The following is a 26,497-nucleotide window of genomic DNA, read 5'->3' on the forward strand; positions in this document are numbered from 1 at the left end:
CGGCTGAATCACAATCTGCGAAACACGGCGGAAACAGTCGGGACATGCCGGGGCAATCGCACGGTTCTACGGTCGCCATCAACCAGCCACCTTCACACTGAAGTGATCATCAGACTGGTTCTGCCTGCGACCTGGAGGACGAGTGTTCGCCAATTCCGACGAGCTGCTGCGATACGTGAAGGACGAAGGCGTCCGCTTCGTCGACGTGCGCTTCTGTGACCTGCCGGGTGTGATGCAGCACTTCAACGTCCCGGTGGAGTCGTTCGACGAGAAGGTGTTCAGCGAGGGGCTGGCCTTCGACGGCTCGTCCATCCGTGGCTTCCAGGCGATCCACGAGTCGGACATGCTGCTACTCCCCGACGTGTCGTCGGCCTTCATCGACCCGTTCCGGGTCGAGAAGACCCTGGCGCTGAACTTCTTCATCCACGACCCGTTCACGCGTGAGGCCTACTCGCGTGACCCGCGCAACGTGGCGAGGAAGGCGGAGGCGTACCTCAAGTCGAGCGGCGTCGCCGACACCGCGTACTTCGGCGCGGAGGCCGAGTTCTACATCTTCGACTCGATCCGGCACGAGACCTCGGCGAACCAGGCGTACTACTACATCGACTCGATCGAGGGCTGGTGGAACTCCGGCAAGGACGAGCCGGGCGGCAACCGTGGGTACAAGACCGCCTACAAGGGCGGCTACTTCCCGGTCCCGCCGGTCGACCACTACGCCGACCTGCGTGACCAGATCGTGCAGAAGCTGCTGGGCGCCGGCTTCGAGGTCGAACGGTCGCACCACGAGGTCGGCACCGCCGGCCAGGCCGAGATCAACTACAAGTTCTCGACGCTGCTGCACTCCGGCGACCAGATGCAACTGTTCAAGTACCTCGTGAAGAACACCGCCTGGGCCGCCGGCAAGACCGCGACGTTCATGCCCAAGCCGCTGTTCGGCGACAACGGCTCCGGCATGCACACGCACCAGTCGCTGTGGCTGGGCGGCGAGCCGCTGTTCTACGACGAGGCCGGCTACGGCGGCCTCTCGGACACCGCCCGGTGGTACATCGGCGGTCTGCTGCACCACGCGCCGTCGCTGCTGGCCTTCACCAACCCGACGGTCAACTCGTACCGCCGCCTGGTTCCCGGCTACGAGGCCCCGGTCAACCTGGTGTACTCGCAGCGCAACCGCTCCGCCTGCACCCGCATCCCGGTGACGGGCACCAACGCGAAGGCCAAGCGCGTCGAGTTCCGCGTGCCGGACCCGTCGGCCAACGTGTACCTCGCCTTCTCGGCGATGCTCATGGCCGGCCTCGACGGCATCAAGAACAAGATCGAGCCGCCGGCGCCGATCGACAAGGACCTCTACGACCTGCCGCCGGAGGAGGTCGCCAACGTCAAGCAGGTCCCCGGCTCGCTGCCGGAGGTGCTCGACTCATTGGAGGCCGACCACGGCTTCCTGCTCGAGGGCGGCGTCTTCACGCAGGACCTGGTGGACACCTGGGTCTCGTACAAGCGCATCAACGAGGTCGACCCGGTCCGCCTGCGCCCGACCCCGCACGAGTTCGCGATGTACTACGACGTGTGACCCCGCCACGACCCGCGAACGGCCCGTCCCCACAGCGGGGACGGGCCGTTCGCGTGCCACCCCAGCGCGTTGATCTTGCAGTTGTGGTGCCTGACAAACCGGGCATTCAGGGAGTGTCCAGGCACCACAACTGCAAGATCAACGCCAGAAAGGGGGGTCAGGGGGTGTTGAAGACGCGTTCCGCGGACTGGCGGCCGTGGCGGGCCACCCGGAGGTACTCGTCCAGGAATTCCTGCGGCTCCATTCCGCGGCCCACCACGCGGGCCGCCGCGGCCAGGTCGGGACCCTGCCGCGGGAGCTGGTCGGTGGCCCGGCCGCGGACCAGGGTCAGCAGGTTGCGCACCGTCGACGCCTGGCGCCAGGCCGCCTTCAGGGCCGCCGCGTCCGCCGGGTCCACCAGGCCCGCCGCCTCGGCCGCCGACAGCGCCTCCAGCGTCCGCGGGGTGCGTAGCGCCGGTACCGCCGCGCCGTGGTGCAACTGGAGCAACTGCACCGTCCACTCCACGTCGGCCAGGCCGCCGCGGCCCAGCTTCGTGTGGGTGGTCGGGTCGGCGCCGCGCGGGAGGCGCTCGCTGTCGACCCGGGCCTTCAGGCGGCGGATCTCCTGGATCTGGTCGCGGGTGAGGCCGCCCGCCGGGTAGCGTTTGGCGTCCGCCAGCTCCAGGAACCGCGCCCCCAGCTCGGCGTCGCCGGCCACGAACCGGGCCCGCAGCAGGGCCTGCGCCTCCCAGACCTTCGACCAGCGGGCGTAGTACTGCTGGTAGGCGCCCAGGCTGCGCACCAGCGGGCCCTGGCGGCCCTCCGGCCGCAGGTCGGCGTCCACACCCAGCGGCGGGTCGGGTGCCGGGCGGGCCAGCAGCCGGCGGAGCTCCTCGGCCACCGTCAGGGCGACGCCGCTGGCGGCGTCGTCGGCCATGCCGGGCGGGGCCTCGTAGACGAAGAGGACGTCGGCGTCGGAGGGGTAGCTGGTCTCGTGACCGCCGAGGCGGCCCATGCCGATGACGGCGAACGGCAGCGGCGCGACCGCGGACGACGTCACGCCCAGCGTGGCGCGCAGGGTCGCGTCGATGACGGCGGACAGGGCCGTGCCGACCTCCTCCACGTCGAGGAGGCCGAGCAGGTCGGCGCCGGCGATGCGGAACAGTTCCCGCCGGCGCAGCGCGCGCACCGCGTTGATCGCCGTCTCGGGGTCGTCGTGCCGGTCGGCGGCCGCCGCGAAGCCCTCGGTGAGCACTTCGGCGCTGCGCGGTACGAGCTCCGTGTCGTCGGCGAGGAGCCGCAGGGCCTCGGGATCGTGGACGAGCAGCTCGGTGACGTACCGCGACAGGGCGAGCAGCCGGGCCAGCCGGAACGCGATCGGGCCCTCGTCGCGCAGCAGCCGCAGGTACCACGGGGTGTTGCCGGCCTTCTCCGACACCTGCCGGTAGGCCAGCAGCCCGCGGTCCGGCTCGGGCGCGTCGGCGAACTCGCTGAGCAGCGCGGGCAGTAGCTGCCGCTGGATGGCCGCGGTGCGGGACACGCCGCCGGTGAGGGACTGCAGGTGGCGCAGCGCGCCGGCCGGGTCGGCGAAACCGAGCGCGGCCAGGCGGGCGCGGGCCGCGTCCGGGGTGAGCCGGAGCTGCTCGCTGGGCACCCGGGCGACGGCCTCCAGCAGCGGCCGGTAGAACAGCTTGGCGTGCAGCCGCCGCACCTCGCCGGAGTGCCGGACCCACTCGGTGCGGAACGACTCGACGGCGTCCCGGGCGGCGCTCGGCCGGTAGCCGAGGGCGTGCGCGAGCCAGCGCAGGGCCGACGGATCGTCGGGGACGGTGTGGGTGCGGCGCAGCCGTTGCAACTGGAGGCGGTGTTCGACGACCCGGAGGAAGCGGTACGCCCGGAGCAGCGCCTCGCCGTCCGCGAGCCCGACGTACCCACCCTCGATGAGCGCACGCAGCCCGGCGAGGGTCGTGGGCGTCCGCAGCGACTCGTCGGCCCGGCCGTGGACGAGCTGGAGCAACTGCACGGCGAACTCGATGTCACGCAGCCCGCCCGGGCCGCGCTTGATCTCGCGCTCGACCTCGCCCCGCGGGATGGCGTCGACGATGCGCCGCCGCATGGCACGCACCTCGTCGACGGCCTCGGGGCGCTCGGCGGCCGACCAGATCAGCGGCTGGAGCGCGGCGAGCCACTCCGCGCCGAGGGCCAGGTCGCCGGCGGCCGGACGGGCCTTCAGCAGCGCCTGGAACTCCCAGGTCTTCGCCCACTTGTGGTAGTACGCGAGGTGCGAGGCGACCGTCCGGACGAGCGCGCCACGGCTGCCCTCGGGGCGCAGGGCCGCGTCGACGGGCCAGGCGACGACACCGCAGATCTCCATCATGCGGGCGGCCAGGGCACTGCCGGCCCGCATCGCGGTCTCGACGTCGACACTCTCCGCCGCCGGCTCGGCGACGAACACGACGTCGACGTCGCTGACGTAGTTGAGCTCCCGGCCGCCGCACTTGCCCATCGCGATGACGGCGAGCCGGCACTGGTCGGAGACGTCCTTCTCGCCCGTGGCGATGCCGAGCGCGGCCACCAGGGTCGCGTCCGCCAACTCGGTCAGACGCCGCATGGTGACCTCGACGTCCGCCGCGCCCGTCAGGTCGGCGGCGACGATCCGCAGCAGCTCCCGCCGGTACGCGCTGCGCAGCAACGGCACCGTCGACACGTCGCGGGTCGCGTAGCCGGCCGGCCGCTTGTTCTGCTCGCCCCGCAGTTCGTGCCACTCGTCGGGGTTGGCGACGAGGAGGTCGCCGAGGGTCGCGGAGACGCCGAGCACGCCGATGAGGCGGCGGCGCACGGCCTTGTCCTCGATGATCACGGTGCGCACCTCCTCCCCCGCCGCCTCGAACAGCCGGTGGAGCTGGAACAGCGCGAGATCGGGATCGGCGGCGAAGTACAGGGTGTCGAGCACGGCCGCGGCGTCGTCGTCGACCGGCGTGCGGGCCGCGGCGTCCCACAGGCGCAGACCGTCGGGGCCGGTCATCGCCTCGGTGCGCGCGTTGTCCGTGAACCCGAACCGCGCGAGATGGCTCGGCATCAGCGCGGCCCCAGCAGGGGCAGTGAGCGCAGGCCACCGTCGCCGTGCGGGCTCCGGCCGAGCGCGACGGCCGCGAACCGTTCCGCGAACGGCCGCCAGATCTCCGCGACGTCGTCCTGGGCGGCGTCGACCTGCTCCAGCATCTCGATCGGGTCGATGCCGAGGTCCGCGAGCGTCGCCACGCCGTCCATCGCCCAGGCGGCGAACATCTCCGTGTCGCACTCGATGTGGAATTGCAGGCCCCAGGCGGAGCCGCCGACCCGGAACGCCTGCACCGGATAGTGCGTGGAGGCGGCGAGCAGCACCGCGTTGACCGGCAGCTCGACGATCGCGTCGCGATGCCACTGGAGCACGTCGGGCGCGAACGGGACGGCGGCGAAGATCGGGTCGTTGTCGGCGACGTCGCGGCGGGCAACCAGCTTGACGCCGATCTCCGGTCCCTCGGTGCTCCGCTCGACCGTGCCGCCGTGCGCCTGCGCGAGGAGCTGCGCCCCCAGACAGACGGCCAGCGTCGGTACCTTGTGCCGGACCGCCTTGCGCAGCAGCCCTTCGAGGGTGCCGAACCAGGGCGAGGTGCGCTCGCCGGACTCGTCGGGGAAGGCGTCCTGCTCCCCGCCCATCACCACGAGCGCGGCATAGCCGTCCAGGTCGGCGGGGAGCGGGTCACCGGCGTGCGGTCGCACCACGTCCAGGGTGAGTCCGCCGCCGGTCAGCCAGTCGCCGAGCCGTCGCACGTCGTCGGTCGGGTCGTTCTCGACGACCAGCGCCACGTTCCCCCGGGGAGTACCTTCGATCGTCACCCACCGACAATAACGACCGGGCGTCGACTCGATCCCGGTGACATCGTCGGGCCCCCGACGTCCTACATGAGGCCGAGGTACCGCTCGCGCTCGAACGGGGTGACGACGCGGCGGTACTCCTCCCACTCCGTGCGCTTGTTCTTCAGGAAGAAGTCGAAGACGTGCTCGCCGAGCACCTCGGCGACCAGCTCCGAGCCCGCCATGACGTCGAGCGCCTGGGAGAGGTTCTCCGGCAGCGACTCGTAGCCGGCGGCGCGCCGCTCGCCGTCGGTGAGCCCCCAGACGTCGTCCTCGGCGCCGGGCGGCAGCTCGTAGCCCTGCTCGATGCCCCGCAGGCCGGCGCCCAGCATGACCGCGAACGCGAGATACGGGTTGCAGGCCGAGTCGAGCGAGCGCACCTCGACGCGGGCCGAGTTCGGCTTGCCGTAGGCGGGGACGCGGACCAGCGCGGACCGGTTGGTGTGGCCCCAGCAGACATACGCCGGGGACTCGGTGATCCGGTTCGGCACCGTCTGCGGGAAGAGCCGCTTGTAGGAGTTCACCCACTGGTTGGTGATCGCCGTGTACTCCCGGGCGTGCACCAGCAGCCCGGCGATGAACGCCTGCCCAACCTTGGAGAGCTTCATCGGGTCACTCGCGTCGTGGAACGCGTTGCGCTCGCCCTCGAACAGCGACAGGTGCGTGTGCATGCCGCTGCCCGGCTGCTCGGTGAACGGCTTCGGCATGAAGGTGGCGTGCACCCCGTGCGAGAGCGCGACCTCCTTGATGACGTGCCGGAACGTCATGATGTTGTCCGCCGTGGTCAGCGCGTCCGCATACCGCAGGTCGATCTCCTGCTGGCCGGGCGCGACCTCGTGGTGGCTGAACTCGACCGAGATGCCGATCCGCTCCAGGGCCAGCACGGCCTGGCGGCGGAAGTCGCGGGCGACGGCGTGCGTGGTGTGGTCGAAGTAGCCGCCCGTGTCGACCGGGGTCGGCACGGAGCCCCTCTCCCCCATCGACTCGAGCAGGAAGAACTCGATCTCGGGGTGGGTGTAGAAGGTGAAGCCCTTCTCGGCGGCCCGCGACAGCGCCCGGCGCAGCACGTGGCGCGGATCGGCCCAGGACGGGGAGCCGTCGGGCAGTGTGATGTCGCAGAACATGCGGGCACTTTCACCCGACATGCCACCCTCGAAGGGGAAGACCTGGAAGGTCGTCGGGTCGGGCATGGCGACCATGTCCGACTCGTAGACCCGGGCGAAGCCCTGGATCGCCGAGCCGTCGAAGCCGATGCCCTCCTCGAAGGCCGACTCGAGCTCGGCCGGGGCGACCGAGACGCTCTTCAGCGTGCCGAGCACGTCGGTGAACCACAGCCGGACAAAACGGATGTCCCGCTCCTCCAGCGTGCGGAGCACGAACTCCTGCTGACGATCCACGGTGGTTCCCCCACGAGCTGCGGTGTCCATGGCCGATCCGGACAAGTCTCGCCCGGTGGTGTTACGCACAAGTTACCGGACCTGCCCTCCCGCCCGGCACTGGAGTGAACGTCACAGCGGCGGTGCGCGGCGGCGTGGTCCACACTTGGTACATGCCCCGGTTGCGACTCGCGCTCGCCCAGATCGACCCGACGGTAGGCGACATCGCCGGAAACGTGGCCCTGGTGCTCGGCTGGACCAGCAAGGCCGCCGGTGCCGGCGCCCACGTGGTGGCCTTCCCGGAGATGATGCTCACCGGATACCCCGTCGAGGACCTGGTGTTCCGGGAGTCGTTCGTCGCCGCCTCCAGGCACGCCGTCGCCGAGCTGGCCGAGCGGCTGCACGCGGACGGTCTCGGCGAGACGGTCGTCCTGGTGGGCTACCTCGACGCCGACGAGGTGGGGCCCCGCAACGCGATGGCCGTGCTGCACCGCGGCGGCCAGGTCGCCACGTACTTCAAGCACCACCTGCCCAACTACGGCGTCTTCGACGAGGACCGGTACTTCGAGCCCGGCGACACGCTGACCGTAATCCGGGTCGGCGGGGTCGACATCGCGCTCACCATCTGCGAGGACCTGTGGCAGGAGGGCGGCCCGTTCGCGATCGCCGCCGCCGCGCGGGTCGGGCTGGTGGTGAACATCAACGGCTCGCCGTACGAGCTGAACAAGGACGACACCCGTCTGGCCCTGGTCGCCCGCCGGGCGGCCGAGGCACGGGCGATCGTGGCGTACGTCAACACCGTCGGCGCACAGGACGAGCTGGTCTTCGACGGCGATTCGATGGTCGTACGGCCGGACGGCTCGCTCATCGCCCGCGCCCCGCAGTTCGCCGAGCACCTGATGGTCCTCGACCTGGACCTGCCGGCCGCCGCACCGGCCCCGCCCGCGGTGCCGGAAACCGAGATGCGGGTCGTCAACGTCCACATCTCGGACAGCGTCCCTTCGAGCGAGCAACCCGCACCGCCGCCGGAGATCGCCGCCCGCATCACCGACGAGGCCGAGATCTGGCAGGCGCTCGTGCTGGGCCTGCGCGACTACGTGCGCAAGAACGGCTTCCGCAGCGTCGTCCTGGGCCTGTCGGGTGGCATCGACTCGTCGGTGGTCGCCGCGATCGCCTGCGACGCGATCGGCCCGTCCAGCGTGGTCGGCGTCTCGATGCCCAGCGGCCATTCGTCGGAGCACTCCCGCGACGACGCGGCCGACCTGGCCCGGCGCACCGGCCTGGACTACCGCGTGGAGCCGATCCAGCCCATGGTCGACGGCTTCCTGGCCAACATGTCGCTGTCCGGGATCGCGGTGGAAAACCTGCAGGCGCGCGTCCGCGGCGTGATCCTCATGGCCCTGTCGAACCAGGAGGGTCACCTGGTGCTGACGACGGGCAACAAGAGCGAGCTCGCGGTCGGCTACTCGACGCTCTACGGCGACTCGGTCGGCGGCTTCAACCCGATCAAGGACGTGCCGAAGACGCTGGTCTGGCGGCTGGCGACCTGGCGCAACGAGGAGGCCGAGCGGCGCGGCGACGTGCCGCCGATCCCGGCGAACTCGATCGTGAAGCCGCCGAGCGCGGAGCTGCGCCCGGGCCAGCTCGACACCGACTCGCTGCCCGACTACGCGGTGCTCGACACGATCCTGGCCGGCTACGTCGACGGCGACCTGGGCCGCGACGACCTGGTGGCGGCGGGCCACGACCCGGCGGTGGTGGACCGTACGCTGCGGATGGTCGACTTGGCGGAGTACAAACGCCGGCAGAGCGCCCCGGGCACGAAAATCTCGATCAAGGCGTTCGGCCGCGACCGCCGCCTGCCGATCACGAACCGCTTCCGCGAGCCCTCCACCTGAGCCGGACGAGACCGGGACCCGGCGGCAGCGGCCGCTGCCGTCGCCGATCACCCGGAAGCCGCCGAGCCCGACCCCGGCTGTGAAATATCGCATCCAGCCCTGCCGGGGCCGGCGAGCGCGGTGCGACGATCAGGGAAGACAGCCCGGGGACCCCGGCATGGGGCCTCGAGGAACAACAAGGAGGACATCGATGTCCGAAGTCCAGTCCCTCTACGGTGGCGCCGTCAACCGCCGCGTTCGCACGAGGGATCTGCTCGCCGCCAAGGAGCGCGGCGAACGGTGGCCCATGCTCACGTCCTACGACCAGTACACGGCGGGCATCTTCGACCGTGCCGGCATCCCCGTCCTACTCGTCGGCGACTCCGCGGCCAACAACGTCTACGGCTACGCCTCCACGGTCCAGGTCACCGTGGAGGAGCTGCTGCCGCTGGTCCGCGCCGTCGTCCGATCGACGAGCCGGGCCCTGGTCGTCGGGGACCTGCCCTTCGGCTCCTACGAGGAGGGGCCGGCCCAAGCCTTGCGCACCGGGGTCCGGTTCATGAAGGAGGGCGGCTGCCACGCGGTGAAGCTCGAAGGAGGCGTACGGGTCGCGCCGCAGATCGCCGCCCTCACGAACGCGGGCGTCCCCGTCATGGCGCACATCGGCTTCACCCCGCAGAGCGAGCACGCGATCGGCGGCTACCGCGTCCAGGGCCGTGGCGACGCGGCCGAGAGCGTCGTCGAGGACGCCCACGCGGTCGCCGAGGCGGGCGCGTTCGCGGTGGTGCTGGAGATGGTGCCCGGCGACGTGGCCAAGCGCGTCACCCACGAACTGCGGATTCCGACCATCGGCATCGGCGCCGGTGCGGAGACCGACGCCCAGGTCCTCGTCTGGCAGGACATGGCCGGACTGCGTGCCGGCAAGACACCGCGGTTCGTCAAGCAGTACGCCGACCTGGCCGGCGCGCTGGCCGAGGCGACCCGGGCGTTCGCCGACGAGGTCCGCTCCGGCGCGTTCCCGGCACAGGAGCACACGTTCTGACGACCGCGAGCGGCGGAGGACCCCTGTCTAGTACCTGAAGTGCGAGACGAGCTGGCGCAGGTCCTGCGACATCTGCGCCAGCTCGGCCGCCGCACCCTGCGCGCGCCCGACGCCCTGCGCGGTCGTCGTCTGGGCGTCCGCGACCCCGGCGATGTTGCCCGCGATCCGCTCGGCGCCGACCGCCGCCTCCGAGACCGAACGGCTCATCTCGGCGGTGGTCGCCGACTGCTCCTCGACCGCCGAGGCGATCGTCGCCTGGTACTGGTTGATCTCCTCCACTACCGCAGCCATGCGCCGGATCGCCTCGGCCGCGGCGCCGGTGTCGGCCTGGATCGCGGTGACCTGCTGGCGGATGTCCTCGGTGGCCTTGGCGGTCTCCTGCGCGAGGTCCTTCACCTCGGCGGCGACGACGGCGAAGCCCTTGCCGGCCTCGCCCGCCCGGGCCGCCTCGATCGTCGCGTTGAGCGCGAGCAGGTTCGTCTGCTCGGCGATCGACGTGATGAGCTTCAGTACCGTGCCGATCTCGGTCGAGGAGCCGGCGAGCCGGTCCACCTTCTCGTTCGCGGCGTCGGCCTCCCGGACCGCGCCGGAGGCCACCCCGGCGGCCTCGGCGGCGTTGCGGGCGATCTCGTGGATCGACACGCCCATCTCCTCCGCGCCGGCGGCGATCATGCCGACGTGCCGGGACACCTCGTTCGACGAGTTCGAGGCGTCGGTCATCTGCCGGCTCGTGGTCAGCGTGGCGCCGGAGATGCCGTCGCTGACCTCGGACAGCCGGTGTGAGGCGTCGGCGAGGGCGTCCGAGCTGGTGCTGACGGCGGCCAGGGAACGGCGGATGCTCTCCATCGCCTCGTCGAGGCTGGCCGCCATCCGGCCGATCTCGTCGCGGCCCCCGACCCCGGCCTTCTGGGTCAGGTCGCCGCGGGCCAGCCCCTCCAGGACGGTGCGGACGCGGCGCACCGGGCCGCTGATCGCGCGGATGACCGGGATCGACAGCAGCAGGAAGAAGACGATGCCGACGACGATGACGCCGACGGTCGCCCACCGTGCCGTGGCCCGCGTGGTGGTCATGGCGTCGCGTTCCGCGGCGACCCGGGCGTCGATCAGATCCTGCAGAGCGCCGAGCTTGTCGTCCACGGCGTGGTTACGGTCGGCGATCTCCGGCTCGCGTGAGCGTACCGACGCCTGGTCCCGCTGCGCGTCCCGCACGAACGTGTCGATGAAGGTGTTGAACGCCAGGGCGTCGGCCTTGATGTCGTCGAGTGCCGCCCGGACGTCGCCGGGCAGCGTGAGGGCGTCGAGCTCGGCGAGCACGTCGGTGACCGAGGCCAGGTCGCCGGGGAGGTCCTGGATGATCGCCCCGACGTCCGGCTCGGCCACCGACCGGTAGGCGTCGACCTTCAGCTCCGCCTCGCGGGTGTCGAGGTGGTGCACCATGCCGCTGGCGGCCTCCAGCGTCCGCACGACCTCGGCCTGGTCGCTCAGCTTGAGCTGTGCGTAGATGCCGGTGCCGCCGGTGGCCGCCGAGACCACCACACCGGCAACGCAGAGCACGCCGATCTTCTGGACGATGCCGAGGTTGGCGAAAACGGCCATGCTGTCCCCATTCACGCGATATGTGCGGGTGTACCCGTCACATCGGCCGCTCGCGTACCGGGTTGAAGGATTGTCGAGCCCCTACAGCGACACCTCGAGCTTTTCGAGGCCTCTGATGACGTAACCGGGCTTCCACTCGGGCTCCTGCGCGAGCCGCAGGCCGGGCGCCTTGTCCAGCATCGCGCCGAACGACGCGGCCAGCTCGATGCGGGCCAGCGGCGCGCCCAGGCAGTAGTGGATGCCCGCGCCGAACGAGACGTGCGGGTTCTCCTTGCGGCACAGGTCGAGCCGCTCCGGCTCGGCGAACACCGCCGGGTCGTGGTTGGCGGAGCCGAACAGCAGCGCGACCTCACTGCCGCGCGGGATCGGCACGCCACGGACCTCGATGTCCTCCAGCACCCAGCGCTCGAACATCTGCAGCGGTGTGTCGTACCGCATCAGTTCCTCGATCGCGCCGGGCAGCAGGTCCCGGTCCGCGCGCAGCAGTTCGAGCTGGTCGGGGTTGCGCAGCAGCGCCCACCAGCCGTTGCCGGTGACGTTGACGGTCGCCTCGTGACCGGCGTTGAGCAGCAGCACGCAGGTGCCGATCAGCTCGTCCTCGCTGAGCCCGTCGACGGCGGCGAGCGCGCTGACGAGGTCGTCCTGCGGTGCTGCCTTGCGGGCACGCGCCAGCGCGCGCAGGTAGTCGGAGAACTCCTCCGAGGCCCGCACCGCGGCGTCGGCGGCTTCCCGGGACGGGTTCAGCTCGTACATCCCGCACATCGCCGCCGACCACGGCCGCAGGTGGTGCCGGTCGGCCTCGGGGATGCCGAGCAGCTCGGCGATGACCGTCACCGGCAGGGGCTCGGCCACCTCGGCGATGAGGTCGCCGCCGCCGTTCTCGACGAACGCGTCGACGAGCCCGTCCGCGAGCCGCCGCACGACGGGCCGCAGCGCCTCGACGCGGCGCGGCGTGAACGCCTGCGACACCAGCCGGCGCAGGCGGGTGTGGTCGGGCGGCTCGCGGTCGAGCATGCCGTTGTTGTTCAGGTGCCAGAACGGCTCCTGGTGGGCCGGCGGCTCCGGCCGGCCCATCTCGGCGTGGGAGAAGACGTGCAGGTAGCTGCGGCCGAGCCGGCGGTCCCGCAGCAGGGCGTTGACGTCCTCGTGGTGCGAGACGAGATACTGCCGGGAAGGCTCGAACCAGCAGACCGGCTCGTGCTCGCGCAGCCACGCGTAGGCCGGGTAGGGCCGCGCGACGAACTCCCGCGACCACGGGTCGAACGGTCCGCCGGCGGTCACAGGTCGGTCACCCGGATTCCGGCATGCGCCTTGTACCGCTTGTTGATGGCGATGAGGTTGGCGGTCAGCGCCTCGACCTGCCCCGCGTTGCGCAGACGCCCCGCATACACCCCCCGCATCCCGCTGATCCGTCCGGCGAGCGCCTGCACCTGGGTGGCGGCGTCCCGGTCGTCGCCGAGCACCAACACGTCGAGGTCGACGCGGTCGACCTCGGGATCGGCCAGCAGCACCGCGCTGACGTGGTGGAACGCGGCGCACACCCGCGCCTCGGGCAGCAGGGTCGCGGCCTGCTCGGCGGCGCTGCCCTCGGGGACCGGCAACGGGAACGGGCCTTGCTTGTCGAAGCCGAGAGGGTTGACGCAGTCGACCACGATCTTGCCGCCCACCAGCAGCGGGGCGAGGTCCGCCACCGTGGCCGCGTGTCCCTCCCACGGCACCGCCACGATCACGACGTCGGCCTGGCAGGCGAACGGGTTGTCACCGCCCTCGACGAGATCGGGCGTCACTCCCGGCATCTCGCGCAGCTCAGCGGCCGCATGGGCGCCGCGCTCGGTGGACCGGGAGCCCACGAAAATCCGCTGGCCGGCCCGGGCGAACCGATAGGCGAGGCCGCGGCCCTGCGGGCCTGTGCCGCCGAGGATGCCAACGGAGAGTCCGGAAACGTCGGGCAGTTCGATCTGGTCGTAGCTCATGCCTCCAGTTGTACCCTCTCGAACTGCACCCTCCGACGGGCCGGGTCGGCATCGGCCAGCCGGACCCGGATCCGTTCCCCCAGCGGCAGTGCCTCTCCCACGCAGCGGGCCCGCACGGGCGGCTCGTCGAGCGCGATGGCGCCCCGGTCGCCCTTCGGCTCCACGTCGAGAACGGCCGCCTCGAACTGCTCGCCCACACGCCCCGCGAGCAGCACGGCCTCGGTGAGGTCCACGGCACCCCGCTCGGCCGCCCCGGCGACCCGGTCGGTGCGGCGCATCACCTCGGGCAGCTTCGGCAGCGCCTCCCGCGCCCACAGCGGGACCTCAGCGCCCGAGAACAGGGCGAGGCACACCTCCGTGACGTACCGGTCGGCCAGGCGCCGCAGCGGGGCCGTCACGTGGGCGTACGGCGCGGCCACGGCGGCGTGCAGCGGCTGCTCCGGCTCCGCGCCGTCGAAGGCCGTGTAGCCGGCACCGCGCAACATCTCGGCCGCCTGGTCCAGGAACGCCGCCGCACGGGGCCGCGCCGGGTCCAACGCCGCGATCACCCGCCCCGGCGAGGCTCCGTCCGGCCACGGTACGCCCAGCGCCCCCGCCGCCAGCCGCAGCCGATCGACGACATCGTCCGGCGGCGCCGGCATCGTGCGCAGCAGCCCGACCTTGCCGTCGAGCATGATGCGCGCCGCGGCCATGCCGGTCAGCAGCGAGATCTGCGCGTTGTACTCCTCCACCGGCACCGGCGCCCGCAGCGTCAGCCGCCAGCCGTCACCGTCCGGCTCGACCTCCTGCTCGGGCAGCGGCAGGTCGACCGCGCCGCGCCGCAGGCCGCGCTCCACGAGCAACTTGCCGACCTCCGGCAGCAGCGCGACGGACTCGTGCGCGGTGCCCGCGTCGACGTCGCGCTGGACCTGCTCGTAGTGCAACTGGGCCCGGCTGCGCACGCGGGCCCGCTCGACCGTCACCGCGGTCGTGGCGCCCTCGGCGTCGAGGTCGATCGTCCACAGCACGGCGGGCCGGTCGGCGCCGGGCAGCAGGCTCGCGGCGCCCTCGCTGAGCACCCGCGGGTGCAGCGGCACCTTGCCGTCGGGCAGGTACACGGTCTGGCCGCGCTCCCGCGTCTCCGCCTCAAGCGCGCCGCCGGGGGTGACGAACGCGGCGACGTCGGCGATCGCATACCAGACCCGATAACCGCCGCCGCCGTCGCCGCGCCGCAGCAGCAGCGCCTGGTCGAGGTCCTTCGACGTGGGCGGGTCGATCGTCACGAACGGCAGGTCGGTGCGGTCGGGCCGGTCGTCGAAGCTCAGCTTCGCGGCCGCCTCGGCCTCCTCGGCGGCGGCGGCGGAGAACCCGGTCGGCAGCTCCAGCTCGCGACGGAGCTCGGTGAAGTCGATCCGCGGGGCGAATATTCGGCGGGAGGTCACCGGTCAGTCATACCAGTCGTCCGGCGGTCCGGACATTGGTCGATCGTCGCGGACGCCGCCCGCGACACGACAGAGGCGCGGCCCGTGCCGGGCCGCGCCTCTGTGCGGTGCTTCGAGCGTGGGTGTTACGGGCGGGCCAGGGAGGCCCAGTCGGCGGCCGTCATGTTCGCCGCCTCCTCGGGGTTGTTGCCGTTCTCGCGGCCGGGGAGGGCCTCGGCCTCGGCACCCGACACCGGAGCGGCCGGAGCGCCCTCGACGTCCCCGGCGCTGCCGGCGTCGAGACCGCCCTCGGACACGACCGCCGGCGGCGCCGGCTCGGTCGCGGCCGGCTCGCCAGTGGCCGCCACCGTGGCACCGGCCGCGACCGGCTCCGTGACGGCGGCCTTCTTCGCCGGGGCCTTCTTCGCCGGGGCCTTCTTCGCCGGGGCCTTCTTGGCCGCCGTCGACTTCGCGGCGGTCTTCTTCGCCGCCGTCGACTTGGCCGTGGTGGCCTTCGCCGCCGGGGCGGTCTTGGCCGGGGTGGCCGACTTTGCCGGGGTGGCCGACTTTGCCGGGGTGGCGGTCTTGGCCGGGGTGGTCTTGGCGGTCGTGGCCTTCGCCGCCGTCGCCTTCGCCGTCCTGGCCGGGGTCGCCCTCGCGGTCGTGGCCTTCGCGGTCTTCGCCGGCGCCGTCTTGGCCGCCGCCTTGGTGGCCGGCGCCTTGGTGGCGGTCGCCTTGGTGGCGGTCGCCTTGGCGGCCGTCCGCGCCGGGGTGACCTTCGCGGTCGTCGACTTCGCCGCCGCCCTGGTCGCCGTCTTCGCCGGCGTGGCCTTGGCGGTGGTCTTCTTCGCCGCCGTCTTGGCCGGGGCCGCCTTGGTGGCGGCCTTCTTCGCCGGCGCGGCCTTCGCCGTGGTCTTCCGGGCGGCGGCCGTCTTGGCGACCGCCTTGGTGGCCGTGGTCTTCTTCGCCGGGGCCGCTTTGGTGGCCTTCGCCGCAGTGCTCTTGGCGGCGGTGCTCTTCGCCGCGGTGCTCTTCGCCGCGGTCGTCTTCGTCGCCGGCTTGGCCGGGGTGACCTTCGCCGCCGTCTTCTTCACGGCGGCCGCGGCCTTGGTGGCCGTGGCCTTGGTCGCCTTCACCGCCTTGGTCGCCGCCGCCTTGGCCGCCGACTTCGCCGGGGACGCCTTGGCCGCCGTCGTGCGCTTGGCGGGCGTGGCCTTGGTGGCGGCCTTCGCCGGCGTCGCCGTCTTCTTCGCCGCCGCGGCCTTGGTGGCCGTGCTCTTCGCCGCGGTGGTCTTCTTCGCGGCCGCCGACTTGGCCGCGGTCTTGGCCGGAGCGGCCTTGGCCGTGGTCTTCTTCGCCGCCGCGGCCTTGGTGGCCGTGCTCTTCGCCGCGGTGGTCTTCTTCGCCGCCGCCGACTTGGCCGCGGCCTTCGCGGTGACCTTCTTCACCGGGGACGCCTTGGCCGCGGCGGCGGTCGACCGGGTGGTCGCCTTCGCCGGAGCGGCCTTCGCGGCCGCCGCCGTCTTCTTCGCCGCCGTCGACTTCGCCGCAGGCTTCGCCGCCTTCGTCGCCGCCGTCTTCTTCGCCGCCGGAGCCGCCGCCGTCGTCTTCTTCGCCGCCGTGGAGCGCGCCGCCGGAGCCGCCGCCGTCGTCTTCTTCGCCGCCGCAGGCTTCGCCGCCTTCGTCGCCGCCTTCGCCGTGGGCGTCGCCGCCTTCGCCGTGGAGCGCGCCGCCGGAGCCGCCGACTTCGCCGCCGACTTCGACTTCGCCGCCGGCTTGGCCGCCGTCGACCGGGTGGCCGACTTGGTGGCCGACTTGGTGGCCGACGCCGCCTTCGCGGCGGGGGCCGTGGCCGCCTTCGCAGCCGTGGAACGCGCCGCGGTGGACTTGCGGGCGGTGGTCCCGATCGACGGGGTCACCGTCGAGGTCGCCGTCCGGCGGGAGGCCGAAGCGGCGACCGTCTTCGCGGCCCTGGCGGGGGCCGTCGACGTCACAGCGGTCGCCGGGGTGTCGGCGGCCGGGCTCGTTGCGGCCGCGCGCGTTGCGGCCGATCTCGTGGTGGCCTTCTTAGCTGCGGCCATCGTGGTCCTCCTGGAGGAGATTCTCCCGCGTCCTGCGGGATGTTCGCGGTTGGGTTGTGCGGGTGGACGGTTTTGCCTTGCCGGTTGTGCCGGGCGGTTCGCGGTCGCCCTGCGCCGGCCTTTCGCTAGTGCTTGCCTTCCCACCGTTCGTCTTCGGCGTCCCACGCCTCGTTGCGTTCCCGAACTTTGTCGAGCGCCAGTTCGGCCTCTGACGCCGAATCATAAGGGCCCAGTCGATCCCTTCCGGCGCACATGTCGGCCTCGGACTCGACCCGCTGGTGAGAAAGGCACCAGTAGTACCGCTCAGCACCGCTGCTGCTCATGACATCACTGTGCACCGCAAACGAAACATGCGCCACCGAAACCGGCAAATAGCTGGTTGGGATTCCACAGTAGACGCAACCGGCCGACACCGGTCGCAGACACGCAGAGCACGCCGTACCGAGGCCTCGGGGGCTCGCACCGGGTTCGTGAATCCCTTGCGCGACAAGGCTTCCGGCGATCATGGCCGACCGCGAAATCCCACCGCGGACGGGGAAATGGGGTACCGGTCCTGTGTCCACCATCACCCGAGGGTGAGCCGAACGGAGGAACCACATTCGAGTCGTCCGGTCGACCCTCCGTTCCTCGTTTGGAGGCGAACGAGGAAGCGTCCACCGTGGACGGCACCGCCAGGAAGCGCCGCCGGGGCCGCTACGATCCGGTTGCCCGCCGCCGGGGATCCGGACCCGATCCCCCCGCACCCCCGTGGAGTCCACCATGACCCAGGATCCCGCAGTGGTACCTCCGGATCCCGCGCCCGCCGCCGTCCTCGCCATCGGCGGCTCCGCGGACGCCGACGACGTCGCCGCGCACCTCGTGGGCGGCCGGCTCGTGCCTGCCCGGGACGGGCGGCGGCCCCTGCTGGTCTACACCGCACCGGACGCGGCGGTCCGCGACGTGACCCGCTACCTCCGCGCCCGCGCGCTGACGTTCGTCCGGTTCGGTCTGCACGTGGGCGACCTGCCGCACGACGCCGAGCGGCTCGCCGGGCCGGTCGTGGACATCGCGCTGCGCCTCGCCGACCGTGCGGCACCGCGTGAGCTGTGGGTGTCGGCGGCCGTCCGGCACCTGACGGCCGGCTCGCCGGTCGCTCTGGAGCCGGTGGACGACCTGACGTACCGCGTGCGGCTCGCCTGACGGAGTGGTGCGGCGGTGCCGGGGCACCCGCCGTACCCGATTCGGGCTGCGGAAGAATTGCCGTGTGACCCTGCATGCTGAAGAGCTGCCCGAAGTCCTCGCCGTCACGCCGCTGACGGCGCCGCCCGACGCGTCACTGCGCCCGCCGGGCTCGAAGAGCATCACCAACCGGGCACTGATCTGCGCGGCGCTCGCGCCGGGGCGCAGCACGCTCACCGGGGTGCTGTTCGCCGACGACACCCACGCGATGCTCGACGCCGTCCGCGCGCTGGGCGCCTCGCTGACCGTCGACGAGGCCGCCCGAACCGTCGTCGTCGACGGGGTCGACCCGCGCACCGCGACCGGTCCGGTGACCGTCGACGCGCGTCAGTCCGGCACGACGTCGCGGTTCATCCTGCCCGCCGCGGCGCTGCGCCCGGCCCGCGGTGTCGTCGACGGCACCCCGCAGCTCCGCGCACGGCCGTTCGGCCCGCTGGTCGACGCGCTGCGCGAGCTCGGCGCGACCGTCGAGGACCTCGGGAAGCCCGGCTTCCTGCCGGTCGCGGTGACGGGCCCCGTGGCCGGCGGCAAGGTGGCGCTGCCCGGGCACATCTCCAGCCAGTACCTCTCGGGCCTCATGATGGCCGGGCCGCTCATGACCGACGGGCTCTCCGTCGAACTGACCTCCCAGCTCGTCTCGGTCCCCTACGTCGAGGCGACCGCCGCGGTCATGGCCGCGTTCGGCGTGACGGTGGACGGGCTGCGGGTGCACCCGGGTTCGTACCGGCCGACCGAGTACGACATCGAGCCCGACGCGAGCGCCGCCTCGTACCTCCTGGCGGCCGCGGCGATCGGCGACGGCCGGGTCACCGTCGAGGGCCTCGGTTCGCGGAGCCTCCAGGGCGATGTGCGGTTCGCGGACCTGCTGGAGCGGATGGGCGCCCGCGTCGAGCGGGCCGAGGACCGGATCACGGTGACGGGCACCGGCGCGCTGCACGGCATCGACGTCGACATGGCCGACATCTCCGACACCGCGCAGACCCTCGCCGCCGTGGCGGTGTTCGCCGACTCCCCGACACGGGTGCGCGGCATCGGCTTCATCCGCGGCAAGGAGACCGATCGGATCGGGGCGGTCGTGACCGAGCTGCGCCGGGCCGGCGTCGACGCGGTCGAGGACGCCGACGGGTTCACGATCGACCCGGGCATGCCGGCACCGACGGCCTTCGAGACGTACGAGGATCACCGGATGGCGATGAGCCTGGCGCTGCTCGGCCTCCGGGTCCCCGGCATCCGGATCAAGGACCCGAAGTGCGTCGCGAAGACCTACCCCGAGTACTTCGTCGATCTGGCCCGGCTCTCCGCGGCGTGAGCTCCCTGCCGGTCGAGCCGCCGACCGGACGACCGCCGGGCGGCGGCCGGCGATCCGCGGGCGGGCCGCCCGCGGATCCGAGGCTCACACCACCGGGTCGAAGCGCAGCGCTTCCCAGCTACCGCCGCTCGCCCCGCTGGACTTCATCATGCTGTACGAGGCGCCGGTGTAGTCGAGACGGCAGGTCCAGAACGTGCCGCGGGAGACGTTGCGCAAGAAGTAGCTGCCGCCCTCGGACCACACGTCGAACGTCTCCCAGATGTCGACCCACTGGCCGCGGCCGCGCAGGACGCCGAAGTCGGCGCCGGAGTAGTTGAACTCGGCCGTCACGAGGTATCCCGACGCCGCCGTGAGGTACACGGTGCGGCCGCCGTCCTGCGAGCAGATGCTGAACTGCTCCCAGCTCCCGCGGGAGCCGAAGGCGGTGCGGGCGCGGAGCATGTTGTGCAGGGAACCGGTGTACCCCTGCTCCTCGGCGACGTACCGGCCCGCGCGGATGCTCCAGATGTAGTACCGGCGGCAGTAGACCAGCCCGGGCACTGTGGTCGGCTCGATCGCGAGCGCGGTCTCGGTGCCGGCCGCGGCGGCGTTCGCGGGCGTGGCTCCGGTCATGTCGATCCTGGCAGGCTTGAGGCTGCCCATGTCGACGGCGCCTGGCGCCGCGTGCTCTTCGGCCCGCGCGATCGCCAGCGGCGTGGCGATCGCGGCGGCCGCGACGACACTGAGGACAATGGCGAGACGCGCCCTGATGCGTGGCACTGCTGGTCTCCTGAAGCGTGGCCCGGGGCGGTCACGGGTAACCGCGCACTGTGGCCATGCTCCGCATGTTCGTCGATGCGAGTCAAGCGAGGAAAGCCGATATTAAGGGCAACCTGAGCCACACTTAGCGGCGCCGGTCACCAGCCCCGCACCGCGACCCCGGCATCCCGTCGCCGGACGAGCCCGCCATCCGGCGATCGGCCGCCGCACGCCTCGATCCAGCGGTTCACGAGGGACACCACGACCGCCTTGTGCAGCTCGCTGCTCTCACGGTCCGGGACCCGGGACGGCACGTTCCGGGTCCAGCGGCGATCACGAGCGACAGACACCACCCGCACGACGGTGCGTCACCATCCCGTAGCGCGACACCGGGTGGACAGACGACCGCACGGCTTCACTTCGCGGCCTTGACCTCTGGCCGCACAAACGCTGCACGATCATGAGACGGTGACCGAACCGGCCAACCGCTGATCGTGGTGGTCCCTGCCCGGTGCGGCGTCCGGCACAAGCTCGTCCGGGCCCGTCGCGGCCCGCGTCGACGCGCGCCAGAACAGCACCCCGACCACGACCAGGCCGACGAGCATGAGCAGCAGCGGCGACAGCGAGCCGACCCGCGGATGCCAGTCGCCGGCGAACGGGTTGAGGTGGCTCAGGCCGAGGTGCTTCGGCCGGCCCTGCTGCCAGCGCTGCATGGTGAAGACCAGGGCGACGAACTGGATCGGAACCAGCGCGACGACGGCGATCCGGGTGTATGCGCGCGACTGCGCGGCGGTGAGGACGTGCCGCTCCATGATGAAGGCTGCGATCAGCGGGATGCCGGCCATCATCGGCATGAAGTACCGCGCCTGCGTCACGTATCCGAGGGTGTTGGCCTGCTCGACCTGGATCGCGAACGGCAAGCCCACCGAGCCCACGATCATCGCCGAGAGCCGCCAGCGGTCCAGCCGGCTGCCGAAGGCGAGCGCCGGCACGATCAGGCCCGCGGCCAGCCCCCACCAGACCGGGTAGGCCGGCTCGAACATCCGGGTGTCCAGCCAGGACGTCAACCCGACGATCTGGTGCAGGTATCCGCCGTCCCAGTACACCCACCGCTCCATTTCGACCTGTGCCGCCTGGAACACGCTGAACCGCTGCTCGATCGAGAGGGGCACGATGTTCGTCGCCCCGGCGTAGAGCGTCCACCACACCGACACGGCGACGGCGAGCGCGAGGCCGGCGAGCCAACCCCGCACCAGCCGCGTCCGGAGCAGTTCACGCAGGCGATCGAGGCGGATCGGTACCAGCAACACCGCCATGATGACGGCCACCCACAGCGGGCCGGTGACCTTGAGCACCGACAACGTGGCCGCGCTGATCCCCATCAGCCAGATCAGCGGCCGGTCGGCGCCGCGCCGCGGGCCGAGGAACAGTGCGACGCCCGCGGCACACAGCGCGATACCGGCGGTCATCTCCAGACCGTTCGGGTTGATCGCGCCGCCGAGCTCGATCACCATCGGTGACGCGGCCACCAGGAAACCCGCGAGCGGCAGGCCGAACCGGGACCGGCGGGCGAGCACGACGAAGGCGCTGGCCAGGAACGCCGCCGACAACGCGGCGCTGATCATGCGGGCGAGGTACAGCCCGGTCCAGCCGCCGAAGGTGTTGAGCGGCCAGCCGACGGCCATGTAGTACAGCGGGAAGTAACGGCCGGCGGTGCTGGAGAACCGCACCTTCGGGCCGGGCCGCAACGGCGGGGCGCAGGCGGCCGACTCGGCCAGGTCGTGAATCCAGCAGTTGTCCGCGGTGTATTCGGCCGGGACGGACTGGAGGAGCCCCCAACCGGACTCCTCGCCGGTGAACTCGCCGGCCGCCGCACCTGCCGCGCGCGCGATGTGTGCCCGGTCGTCCATGGTGCCGTCGAACGGCGCGGCGACGGACCACGACGACATCACCAGGAAGAAGCCCAGGAAGGCCAGGAACCACTGGCCACGGCGCCACACCAGCGTGAGCAGCTTCTTCACGTATAGATCCACTTCTTGGACACGAAGTAGTTCATGACCACCAGGAGGGACGTGCACAGCACCTTGGCCAGCAGGTAGAACAGGCCCAGCCCGGTGAGGGCCGAAATGAGCAGCACGTTCAGCCCGAGGTTGGCGCCGACCAGCAGCACGTACCGGAAGAAGTGCCGGCCGATCGCGGCACCGCTCGCCTCGAAGGACCACAGGCGGTTGAAGCCGAAGTTGAACAGCAGGCCGGTGATGTACGCCAACGCCGTCGCCGCCGGCAGCCACAGCCGCAGGACGCCGTGCAGAACGAACAGCGTGCCCGCGTCGATGCCCAGACTCGTGACGCCGACCAGCAGGAACCTGACCGCGCTCAGCCTGGCCAGCGTGCCGACGGCCCGCACGATCAGGGTCGGACTGCCCTGGCTCGCAAGCCGGTTGTCGACACGGTCCGACATGCTGGCGTCTCCTTGCCTGGGGGCATGCAGCCAGCAGGGCCGGGGGTGCATGGCAGGTGCTGCGTGGCGGCGCATCAGAGAATGGAGGACCACGCTGGCCGTGGGGCACACGGGCACGGATCGTGCGACCACCCCGTTAACGGCGGCGCCGCACCGACACAGGCACGGAATGCTCGCGACCGCCTCCCCCTCGGACTGCTGCAGCGATGGACAGTAGTGAGGCTGCTGCGGCACGTCAAGCCCCGGCCGGCCTGCCATGCTCGGCACCGGACCTCGCTCACGGCGGCGTTCCAGCAATCGACACGGGTGAACGGTAAAGCCGGACTACCACGAAGTGGACAGCACATGGGCTGCCAGGCGGGCGGCGCGGTCCGGGCGTCCGCCTACAGCGCTGACGCGTCCAGGCGGAACGGGAACGGCTCCTGCGTCTCCAGCGCCTCGCCGGCCGTCGCGACTGCATGCTCGACGTAGTGCGCGCCGTCGAGGCGAAGGAGCCGCAACGACACCGCGCCCGCCTCGTCGGGCTCGACCAGGAGGTACCACTCGATCCGGGCAGAGGTCTCACCGAGCGCGAAGTACTCCTCTTCGGTCCACGGACCGTTGTGACCTAGTTCCAGTACGGCCACGCTCATGACGCCTCACCTCCTGGCGGATCCTGCCACAAGCGTCCCACGCAGCGGCGGGCGTATGCGACCGTGAAGAAGCTCTGGCCTGAGCTGGATATCGACAACACCAGCGAATACCCGCAGCTCAGACGCCCGCACAGGCCCTTGACAAGCAGGGCGACGGACGAGTCGACCTGTACGCCGGGTTCTCGGGGGGCGTTGTGCGTTTGACCTGGTGTTTCTCTGCTGTGGGAAGGGCTCAGGGCGTCGCCAGGGCGTGCGGCGTCGTCTTCCTTGTTGGGGCGGTCTCAGCGGCGGCGCAGCAGGGCGCGGGTCTCGATCGCGATCGGGAATGGCTCGTCGGAGACGAGCGTCTCGCCATCCTTGGCGACCGCGTGCTCGACATAGTGGCCGCCGTCGAGACGGAGCAGCCGAAGCGTCATGGAGTCAACCGTCCCCGGCTCGATGAGCAGATACCAGCCGATGCGAGCAGCGGCGTAGAGCTGCATCTTCAACACACGGTCAGCGCCGGCATTGCCCGGTGACACGACTTCGCCGACGAGGACGACGTCGGCAGCTTCGACGAGCTTGCCGTCCTCGATCGGCGTGACGACAAGATCCGGGATGAAGATCTGGCCCGAGGCGAGGCGGACGTTGATCGCCTCGAAGACCCACAGATCTTCCTCGTCGGCCGCTCCTTCGAGCATGCTCGCCAACCGGCGTGCGACGTGCTGATGGCGCATGGTCGGTGCCGGGCTCACCAGCAGACTCCCGTCAAACAGCTCGATCCGGTTCGTGGTCTCGCCGAGCGCGAAGTACTCGTCTTCGCTCCACGGACCGACGTGCTCCAGCACGGCCACGCTCATCGGCGACTCACCTCCTGCGGGATCCTGCCACAAGCGTCCCACGCCGGCCGCCCCGTCGACAGCGGTACGCGACCGCATCCGAACCGCCGCCCACGCAACAAAGGCAGTAAGGTTACGCACCATCGTCACGTTGCCTTGGGAGGATCCGGCCTCCGCCCAAAGCTGACCGATCATGCCGAACGACGCAGGTGAATAACCGCAGCTCAGAACGGCACAAACAACGATCACCGGCAAGGCGACGGACGAGTCGACCTGTACGCCGGGTTCTGTCCCTGCCTGTGGCAGGGGGCGGCCATCCATCTCGGCCTGCCGTCGCCGGCAGGCTCCAGCGGTCCACCCGCAGGCTCGGGCGGGCCGCCCTCGAACGCCTGCGCAGGCCCGTAGGCCCTTTTGACCTTGCTCCGGGTGGGGTTTACCGAGCCGCCCCGGTCACCCGGGGCGCTGGTGGGCTCTTACCCCACCGTTTCACCCTTACCCTGCTGGGCGGTCTGTTTTCTGTGGCACTTTCCCGCGGGTCACCCCGGGTTGCCGTTAGCAACCACCCTGCCCTGTGGAGCCCGGACGTTCCTCGGCGGTGCCGCGAAACGTGGCACCGACGCGGCCGCCCGGTCGACTCGTCCGTCGCACTGTCTATCCTATGCCGACCATGGACCTCCCAGACATCGCGCTCCTGTCGGCCGCCGGGCTGGCCGCCGGCACCGTCAACGCGATCGCCGGTGGCGGGTCGCTCATCACGTTTCCCGCGCTGATCGCGACCGGGTTGGGGTCGGTGCCGGCGAACGTCACCAATTCGGTCTCGGTCTTCCCCGGATACGTCGCCGCCGTCTACGGCAGCCGCGCCGACCTCGCGGACCTCGCCCGCGACAGCTCGAAGCGCACACTGCTGGCCCTCGTGCCGACGTCGATCGTGGCGGCGAGTCTCGGGTGCGCCCTCCTGCTGGCGACGCCGGAGGCCGCGTTCGACATCGTCGTCCCGTTTCTGGTACTGGCAGCCGCCGCCGTCCTGGCGTTCCAGGACCGGCTCCGGCGACTGGTCGGGCACCCCAGGGACCTCTCCCCCGGCCGGCGCGGGCTCATCCTGCACGCGACGGTCTTCCTCGGTTCGCTCTACGGCGGATACTTCGGCGCGGCCCTCGGCGTCATGCTGGTCGCCGCGCTCGGCCTGGTCCTCGACCAGTCGATGGCACGCGTCAACGCACTCAAGAACGTCATCTCGGCCCTCGGGGGCCTGGTGACGGTGTGCGCCTTCGCCCTGTTCGGGCCGGTCGACTGGGCCGACGTCCTGGTCGTCGCGCCGACCGCGGTGATCGGCGGTTACCTCGGCGCGCGGCTGGCCCGCCGGCTGCCGAGCCGGGTGCTGAAAGCGCTGGTCGTGGTGTTCGGCGTCACGGTCGGCCTGGTGCTGCTCCACCGTGCCTTCTTCTAGGCGGGCTTCTCGGCCAGGTGTCCCGTCTCGTTGACGGACCGCACCGCGACGCCGCCGTCGGGCCACGAGTCCACGACCGACAGCCCGGCGGGGTCGAGGTACAGGCGGTGCAGGAACGAGTCCCCGGCCGCCAGCGCGTCGCGCAGCAGCAGCTTGATCGGGGTCACGTGGCTCACGACGGCGATCTGCCGACCGGCGTATCGCTCCTGGAGCCGCCGCACGGCCCGCCGCACCCGCATGGCGACCTGCTGGAACGACTCGCCTCCGGGCGGCGCTACGGCGGTCGAGGCGAGCCAGCGGTCGAGCTCGGCGGGAAACTCGGCGCGGACCTCGGCGAAGGTCAGCCCCTCCCATTCGCCGAAGTCGCACTCGACCAGGTCGTCGTCGACGACCACCGGCACGTCGCCGAACGCGGCGGCGGTCTGGCGGCAGCGCCGCAGCGGCGAGGTGACGACGGCGTCGATCGAGGGTGCGACGGCGAGCGCCCGGGCGGCGGCAGCGGCAGCCTGCTCCCGGCCGCGGCCGGAGAGCGGGACGTCCCCGCGGCCGGAGTACCGCTTCTCGGCGGTCAACGGCGTCTCCCCGTGCCGCACCAGCACCATCCGCAGCGGCGACCCGGTCGACGGCGGTGCCCAGGACCGGGTCGGCGCCGACGGCGCCGGAGCGGGGACCTCGGGTGCCGGAGCGGCCGCACCGTCCATGGCGGCGTTCGCCAGGCGGTCGGCCTCCGTGTTCCGCTCCCGGGGGATCCACGAGTAGCGGACGGTCCGGAACCGCTTGGCCAGCGCCGCCGCCTCGGCCGCCAGGGGCCGCAGCCCGGGGTGCTTGATCTGCCAGCGCCCCGACATCTGCTCGACGACGAGCTTGGAGTCCATCCGGACGTCGACCTCGCCGGCACCCAGCTCCGCGGCTGCCCGCAGCCCGGCGATCAGCCCGGTGTACTCCGCGACGTTGTTGGTCGTCACGCCCAGCGCGCCCTGGCGCTCGGCGAGCACCTCGCCGCTCTCGGAGCGCACGACGGCGCCGTAGCCGGCCGGGCCGGGGTTGCCCCGCGACCCGCCGTCCGCCTCGACGACCACGCGCATC

General features: G+C 71.8%; 22 protein-coding genes and 1 other RNA gene. 6 read left to right on the forward strand and 17 right to left on the reverse strand.

All coding sequences use genetic code 11. The features are described from left to right. Positions 1 to 142: 142 nt before the first annotated feature. Positions 143 to 1,567: a type I glutamate--ammonia ligase gene (glnA, locus tag Drose_RS30315; RefSeq protein WP_260724689.1), complete on the forward strand. Its 1,425-nt coding sequence runs from the start codon at positions 143 to 145 to the stop codon at positions 1,565 to 1,567. Positions 1,568 to 1,724: 157 nt separating this feature from the next. Here glnA (Drose_RS30315) and Drose_RS30320 read toward each other — a convergent pair whose 3' ends face one another. The 3 genes from Drose_RS30320 to glnA (Drose_RS30330) form a co-directional block, all read right to left on the reverse strand. Continuing rightward, on the reverse strand, positions 1,725 to 4,625 hold the full coding sequence (locus Drose_RS30320; protein ID WP_260724690.1) for a bifunctional [glutamine synthetase] adenylyltransferase/[glutamine synthetase]-adenylyl-L-tyrosine phosphorylase: 2,901 nt from the start codon (positions 4,623 to 4,625) through the stop codon (positions 1,725 to 1,727). Continuing rightward, positions 4,625 to 5,425 (reverse strand): type 1 glutamine amidotransferase, encoded by an 801-nt coding sequence (locus tag Drose_RS30325; RefSeq protein ID WP_390891253.1) that lies wholly within the window; start codon positions 5,423 to 5,425, stop codon positions 4,625 to 4,627. Before Drose_RS30325 ends, Drose_RS30320 begins: the two co-directional genes overlap by 1 nt. Before the next feature lie 62 nt (positions 5,426 to 5,487). After that, the gene (gene glnA, locus Drose_RS30330) at positions 5,488 to 6,840 is read right to left on the reverse strand and encodes a type I glutamate--ammonia ligase (protein WP_260724691.1); all 1,353 of its coding nucleotides are present in this window, start codon (positions 6,838 to 6,840) and stop codon (positions 5,488 to 5,490) included. Positions 6,841 to 6,992: 152 nt separating this feature from the next. Between glnA (Drose_RS30330) and Drose_RS30335 the strand changes: the two genes are divergently transcribed. Together Drose_RS30335 and panB are read left to right on the forward strand one after the other, a co-directional pair. Beyond that, positions 6,993 to 8,717 carry an NAD+ synthase gene (locus Drose_RS30335; protein ID WP_260724692.1) on the forward strand — a complete coding sequence of 575 codons (1,725 nt, stop codon included), beginning with the start codon at positions 6,993 to 6,995 and terminating at the stop codon, positions 8,715 to 8,717. A gap of 190 nt (positions 8,718 to 8,907) precedes the next feature. After that, positions 8,908 to 9,738: a 3-methyl-2-oxobutanoate hydroxymethyltransferase gene (panB, locus tag Drose_RS30340; RefSeq protein WP_260724693.1), complete on the forward strand. Its 831-nt coding sequence runs from the start codon at positions 8,908 to 8,910 to the stop codon at positions 9,736 to 9,738. 27 nt (positions 9,739 to 9,765) lie between these two features. Here the strand turns inward: panB and Drose_RS30345 are convergent, their stop codons facing one another. The 6 genes from Drose_RS30345 to Drose_RS30370 all read right to left on the reverse strand — a co-directional run bounded on the left by Drose_RS30345 (position 9,766) and on the right by Drose_RS30370 (position 17,111). After that, positions 9,766 to 11,334 (reverse strand): methyl-accepting chemotaxis protein, encoded by a 1,569-nt coding sequence (locus Drose_RS30345; protein WP_260724694.1) that lies wholly within the window; start codon positions 11,332 to 11,334, stop codon positions 9,766 to 9,768. A gap of 81 nt (positions 11,335 to 11,415) precedes the next feature. Further along, the gene (locus tag Drose_RS30350; protein WP_260724695.1) at positions 11,416 to 12,615 is read right to left on the reverse strand and encodes a cytochrome P450; all 1,200 of its coding nucleotides are present in this window, start codon (positions 12,613 to 12,615) and stop codon (positions 11,416 to 11,418) included. Beyond that, positions 12,612 to 13,307 carry an NADPH-dependent F420 reductase gene (gene npdG / locus Drose_RS30355; protein WP_260724696.1) on the reverse strand — a complete coding sequence of 232 codons (696 nt, stop codon included), beginning with the start codon at positions 13,305 to 13,307 and terminating at the stop codon, positions 12,612 to 12,614. Before npdG ends, Drose_RS30350 begins: the two co-directional genes overlap by 4 nt. Continuing rightward, entirely contained in the window at positions 13,304 to 14,728 is a 1,425-nt protein-coding gene (locus Drose_RS30360; RefSeq protein ID WP_260724697.1) for an RNB domain-containing ribonuclease, read from the reverse strand. Before Drose_RS30360 ends, npdG begins: the two co-directional genes overlap by 4 nt. Before the next feature lie 125 nt (positions 14,729 to 14,853). Continuing rightward, positions 14,854 to 16,788: a hypothetical protein gene (locus Drose_RS30365; protein ID WP_260724698.1), complete on the reverse strand. Its 1,935-nt coding sequence runs from the start codon at positions 16,786 to 16,788 to the stop codon at positions 14,854 to 14,856. 125 nt (positions 16,789 to 16,913) lie between these two features. Beyond that, a complete protein-coding gene (locus Drose_RS30370; protein ID WP_260724699.1) occupies positions 16,914 to 17,111 on the reverse strand; it encodes a hypothetical protein in 198 nt (65 codons plus the stop codon). Between the two features lie 436 nt (positions 17,112 to 17,547). Here Drose_RS30370 and Drose_RS30375 point away from each other — a divergent pair, with 436 nt between their 5' ends. Together Drose_RS30375 and aroA are read left to right on the forward strand one after the other, a co-directional pair. Further along, positions 17,548 to 17,967 (forward strand): hypothetical protein, encoded by a 420-nt coding sequence (locus tag Drose_RS30375; RefSeq protein ID WP_260724700.1) that lies wholly within the window; start codon positions 17,548 to 17,550, stop codon positions 17,965 to 17,967. 64 nt (positions 17,968 to 18,031) lie between these two features. Next, positions 18,032 to 19,315, forward strand: a complete 1,284-nt coding sequence (gene aroA / locus Drose_RS30380; RefSeq protein WP_260724701.1) for a 3-phosphoshikimate 1-carboxyvinyltransferase — start codon at positions 18,032 to 18,034, stop codon at positions 19,313 to 19,315. 84 nt (positions 19,316 to 19,399) lie between these two features. Here the strand turns inward: aroA and Drose_RS30385 are convergent, their stop codons facing one another. The 7 genes from Drose_RS30385 to rnpB all read right to left on the reverse strand — a co-directional run bounded on the left by Drose_RS30385 (position 19,400) and on the right by rnpB (position 24,602). Next, entirely contained in the window at positions 19,400 to 20,074 is a 675-nt protein-coding gene (locus Drose_RS30385) for a fascin domain-containing protein (RefSeq protein ID WP_260724702.1), read from the reverse strand. Positions 20,075 to 20,211: 137 nt separating this feature from the next. Then, the gene (locus Drose_RS30390; protein WP_260724703.1) at positions 20,212 to 20,406 is read right to left on the reverse strand and encodes a hypothetical protein; all 195 of its coding nucleotides are present in this window, start codon (positions 20,404 to 20,406) and stop codon (positions 20,212 to 20,214) included. Positions 20,407 to 20,511: 105 nt separating this feature from the next. Next, positions 20,512 to 22,074 (reverse strand): DUF2142 domain-containing protein, encoded by a 1,563-nt coding sequence (locus tag Drose_RS30395; protein ID WP_260724704.1) that lies wholly within the window; start codon positions 22,072 to 22,074, stop codon positions 20,512 to 20,514. Further along, entirely contained in the window at positions 22,071 to 22,514 is a 444-nt protein-coding gene (locus Drose_RS30400; protein ID WP_260724705.1) for a GtrA family protein, read from the reverse strand. Before Drose_RS30400 ends, Drose_RS30395 begins: the two co-directional genes overlap by 4 nt. A 383-nt stretch (positions 22,515 to 22,897) precedes the next feature. Continuing rightward, the gene (locus Drose_RS30405) at positions 22,898 to 23,146 is read right to left on the reverse strand and encodes a hypothetical protein (protein WP_260724706.1); all 249 of its coding nucleotides are present in this window, start codon (positions 23,144 to 23,146) and stop codon (positions 22,898 to 22,900) included. A gap of 281 nt (positions 23,147 to 23,427) precedes the next feature. Continuing rightward, positions 23,428 to 24,213 carry a Uma2 family endonuclease gene (locus Drose_RS30410; protein WP_313900056.1) on the reverse strand — a complete coding sequence of 262 codons (786 nt, stop codon included), beginning with the start codon at positions 24,211 to 24,213 and terminating at the stop codon, positions 23,428 to 23,430. An 11-nt stretch (positions 24,214 to 24,224) separates the two neighbouring features. Next, positions 24,225 to 24,602: RNase P RNA component class A (gene rnpB / locus Drose_RS30415), an RNA gene on the reverse strand. 29 nt (positions 24,603 to 24,631) lie between these two features. Here rnpB and Drose_RS30420 point away from each other — a divergent pair. After that, positions 24,632 to 25,411 (forward strand): sulfite exporter TauE/SafE family protein, encoded by a 780-nt coding sequence (locus Drose_RS30420; RefSeq protein WP_260724707.1) that lies wholly within the window; start codon positions 24,632 to 24,634, stop codon positions 25,409 to 25,411. Here Drose_RS30420 and Drose_RS30425 read toward each other — a convergent pair. Further along, positions 25,408 to 26,496, reverse strand: coding sequence for a bifunctional RNase H/acid phosphatase (locus Drose_RS30425; RefSeq protein ID WP_260724708.1), 1,089 nt, complete (start codon positions 26,494 to 26,496; stop codon positions 25,408 to 25,410). The genes Drose_RS30420 and Drose_RS30425 overlap by 4 nt on opposite strands. Position 26,497 lies beyond the last annotated feature (1 nt).

Source organism: Dactylosporangium roseum, assembly GCF_025264685.1.
GTDB lineage: Bacteria > Actinomycetota > Actinomycetes > Mycobacteriales > Micromonosporaceae > Dactylosporangium > Dactylosporangium roseum.

What these genes read in the sequence shown, in the direction of transcription:
- Drose_RS30320 (WP_260724690.1), bottom strand. Translation starts at nt 4,625, where the DNA reads ATGCCGAGCCATCTCGCGCGGTTCGGGTTCACGGACAACGCGCGCACC.
- Drose_RS30335 (WP_260724692.1), top strand. Translation starts at nt 6,993, where the DNA reads ATGCCCCGGTTGCGACTCGCGCTCGCCCAGATCGACCCGACGGTAGGC.
- panB (WP_260724693.1), top strand. Translation starts at nt 8,908, where the DNA reads ATGTCCGAAGTCCAGTCCCTCTACGGTGGCGCCGTCAACCGCCGCGTT.
- Drose_RS30345 (WP_260724694.1), bottom strand. Translation starts at nt 11,334, where the DNA reads ATGGCCGTTTTCGCCAACCTCGGCATCGTCCAGAAGATCGGCGTGCTC.
- npdG (WP_260724696.1), bottom strand. Translation starts at nt 13,307, where the DNA reads ATGAGCTACGACCAGATCGAACTGCCCGACGTTTCCGGACTCTCCGTT.
- Drose_RS30365 (WP_260724698.1), bottom strand. Translation starts at nt 16,788, where the DNA reads ATGGCCGCAGCTAAGAAGGCCACCACGAGATCGGCCGCAACGCGCGCG.
- Drose_RS30370 (WP_260724699.1), bottom strand. Translation starts at nt 17,111, where the DNA reads ATGAGCAGCAGCGGTGCTGAGCGGTACTACTGGTGCCTTTCTCACCAG.
- Drose_RS30375 (WP_260724700.1), top strand. Translation starts at nt 17,548, where the DNA reads ATGACCCAGGATCCCGCAGTGGTACCTCCGGATCCCGCGCCCGCCGCC.
- Drose_RS30400 (WP_260724705.1), bottom strand. Translation starts at nt 22,514, where the DNA reads ATGTCGGACCGTGTCGACAACCGGCTTGCGAGCCAGGGCAGTCCGACC.
- Drose_RS30405 (WP_260724706.1), bottom strand. Translation starts at nt 23,146, where the DNA reads ATGAGCGTGGCCGTACTGGAACTAGGTCACAACGGTCCGTGGACCGAA.
- Drose_RS30420 (WP_260724707.1), top strand. Translation starts at nt 24,632, where the DNA reads ATGGACCTCCCAGACATCGCGCTCCTGTCGGCCGCCGGGCTGGCCGCC.
- Drose_RS30425 (WP_260724708.1), bottom strand. Translation starts at nt 26,496, where the DNA reads ATGCGCGTGGTCGTCGAGGCGGACGGCGGGTCGCGGGGCAACCCCGGC.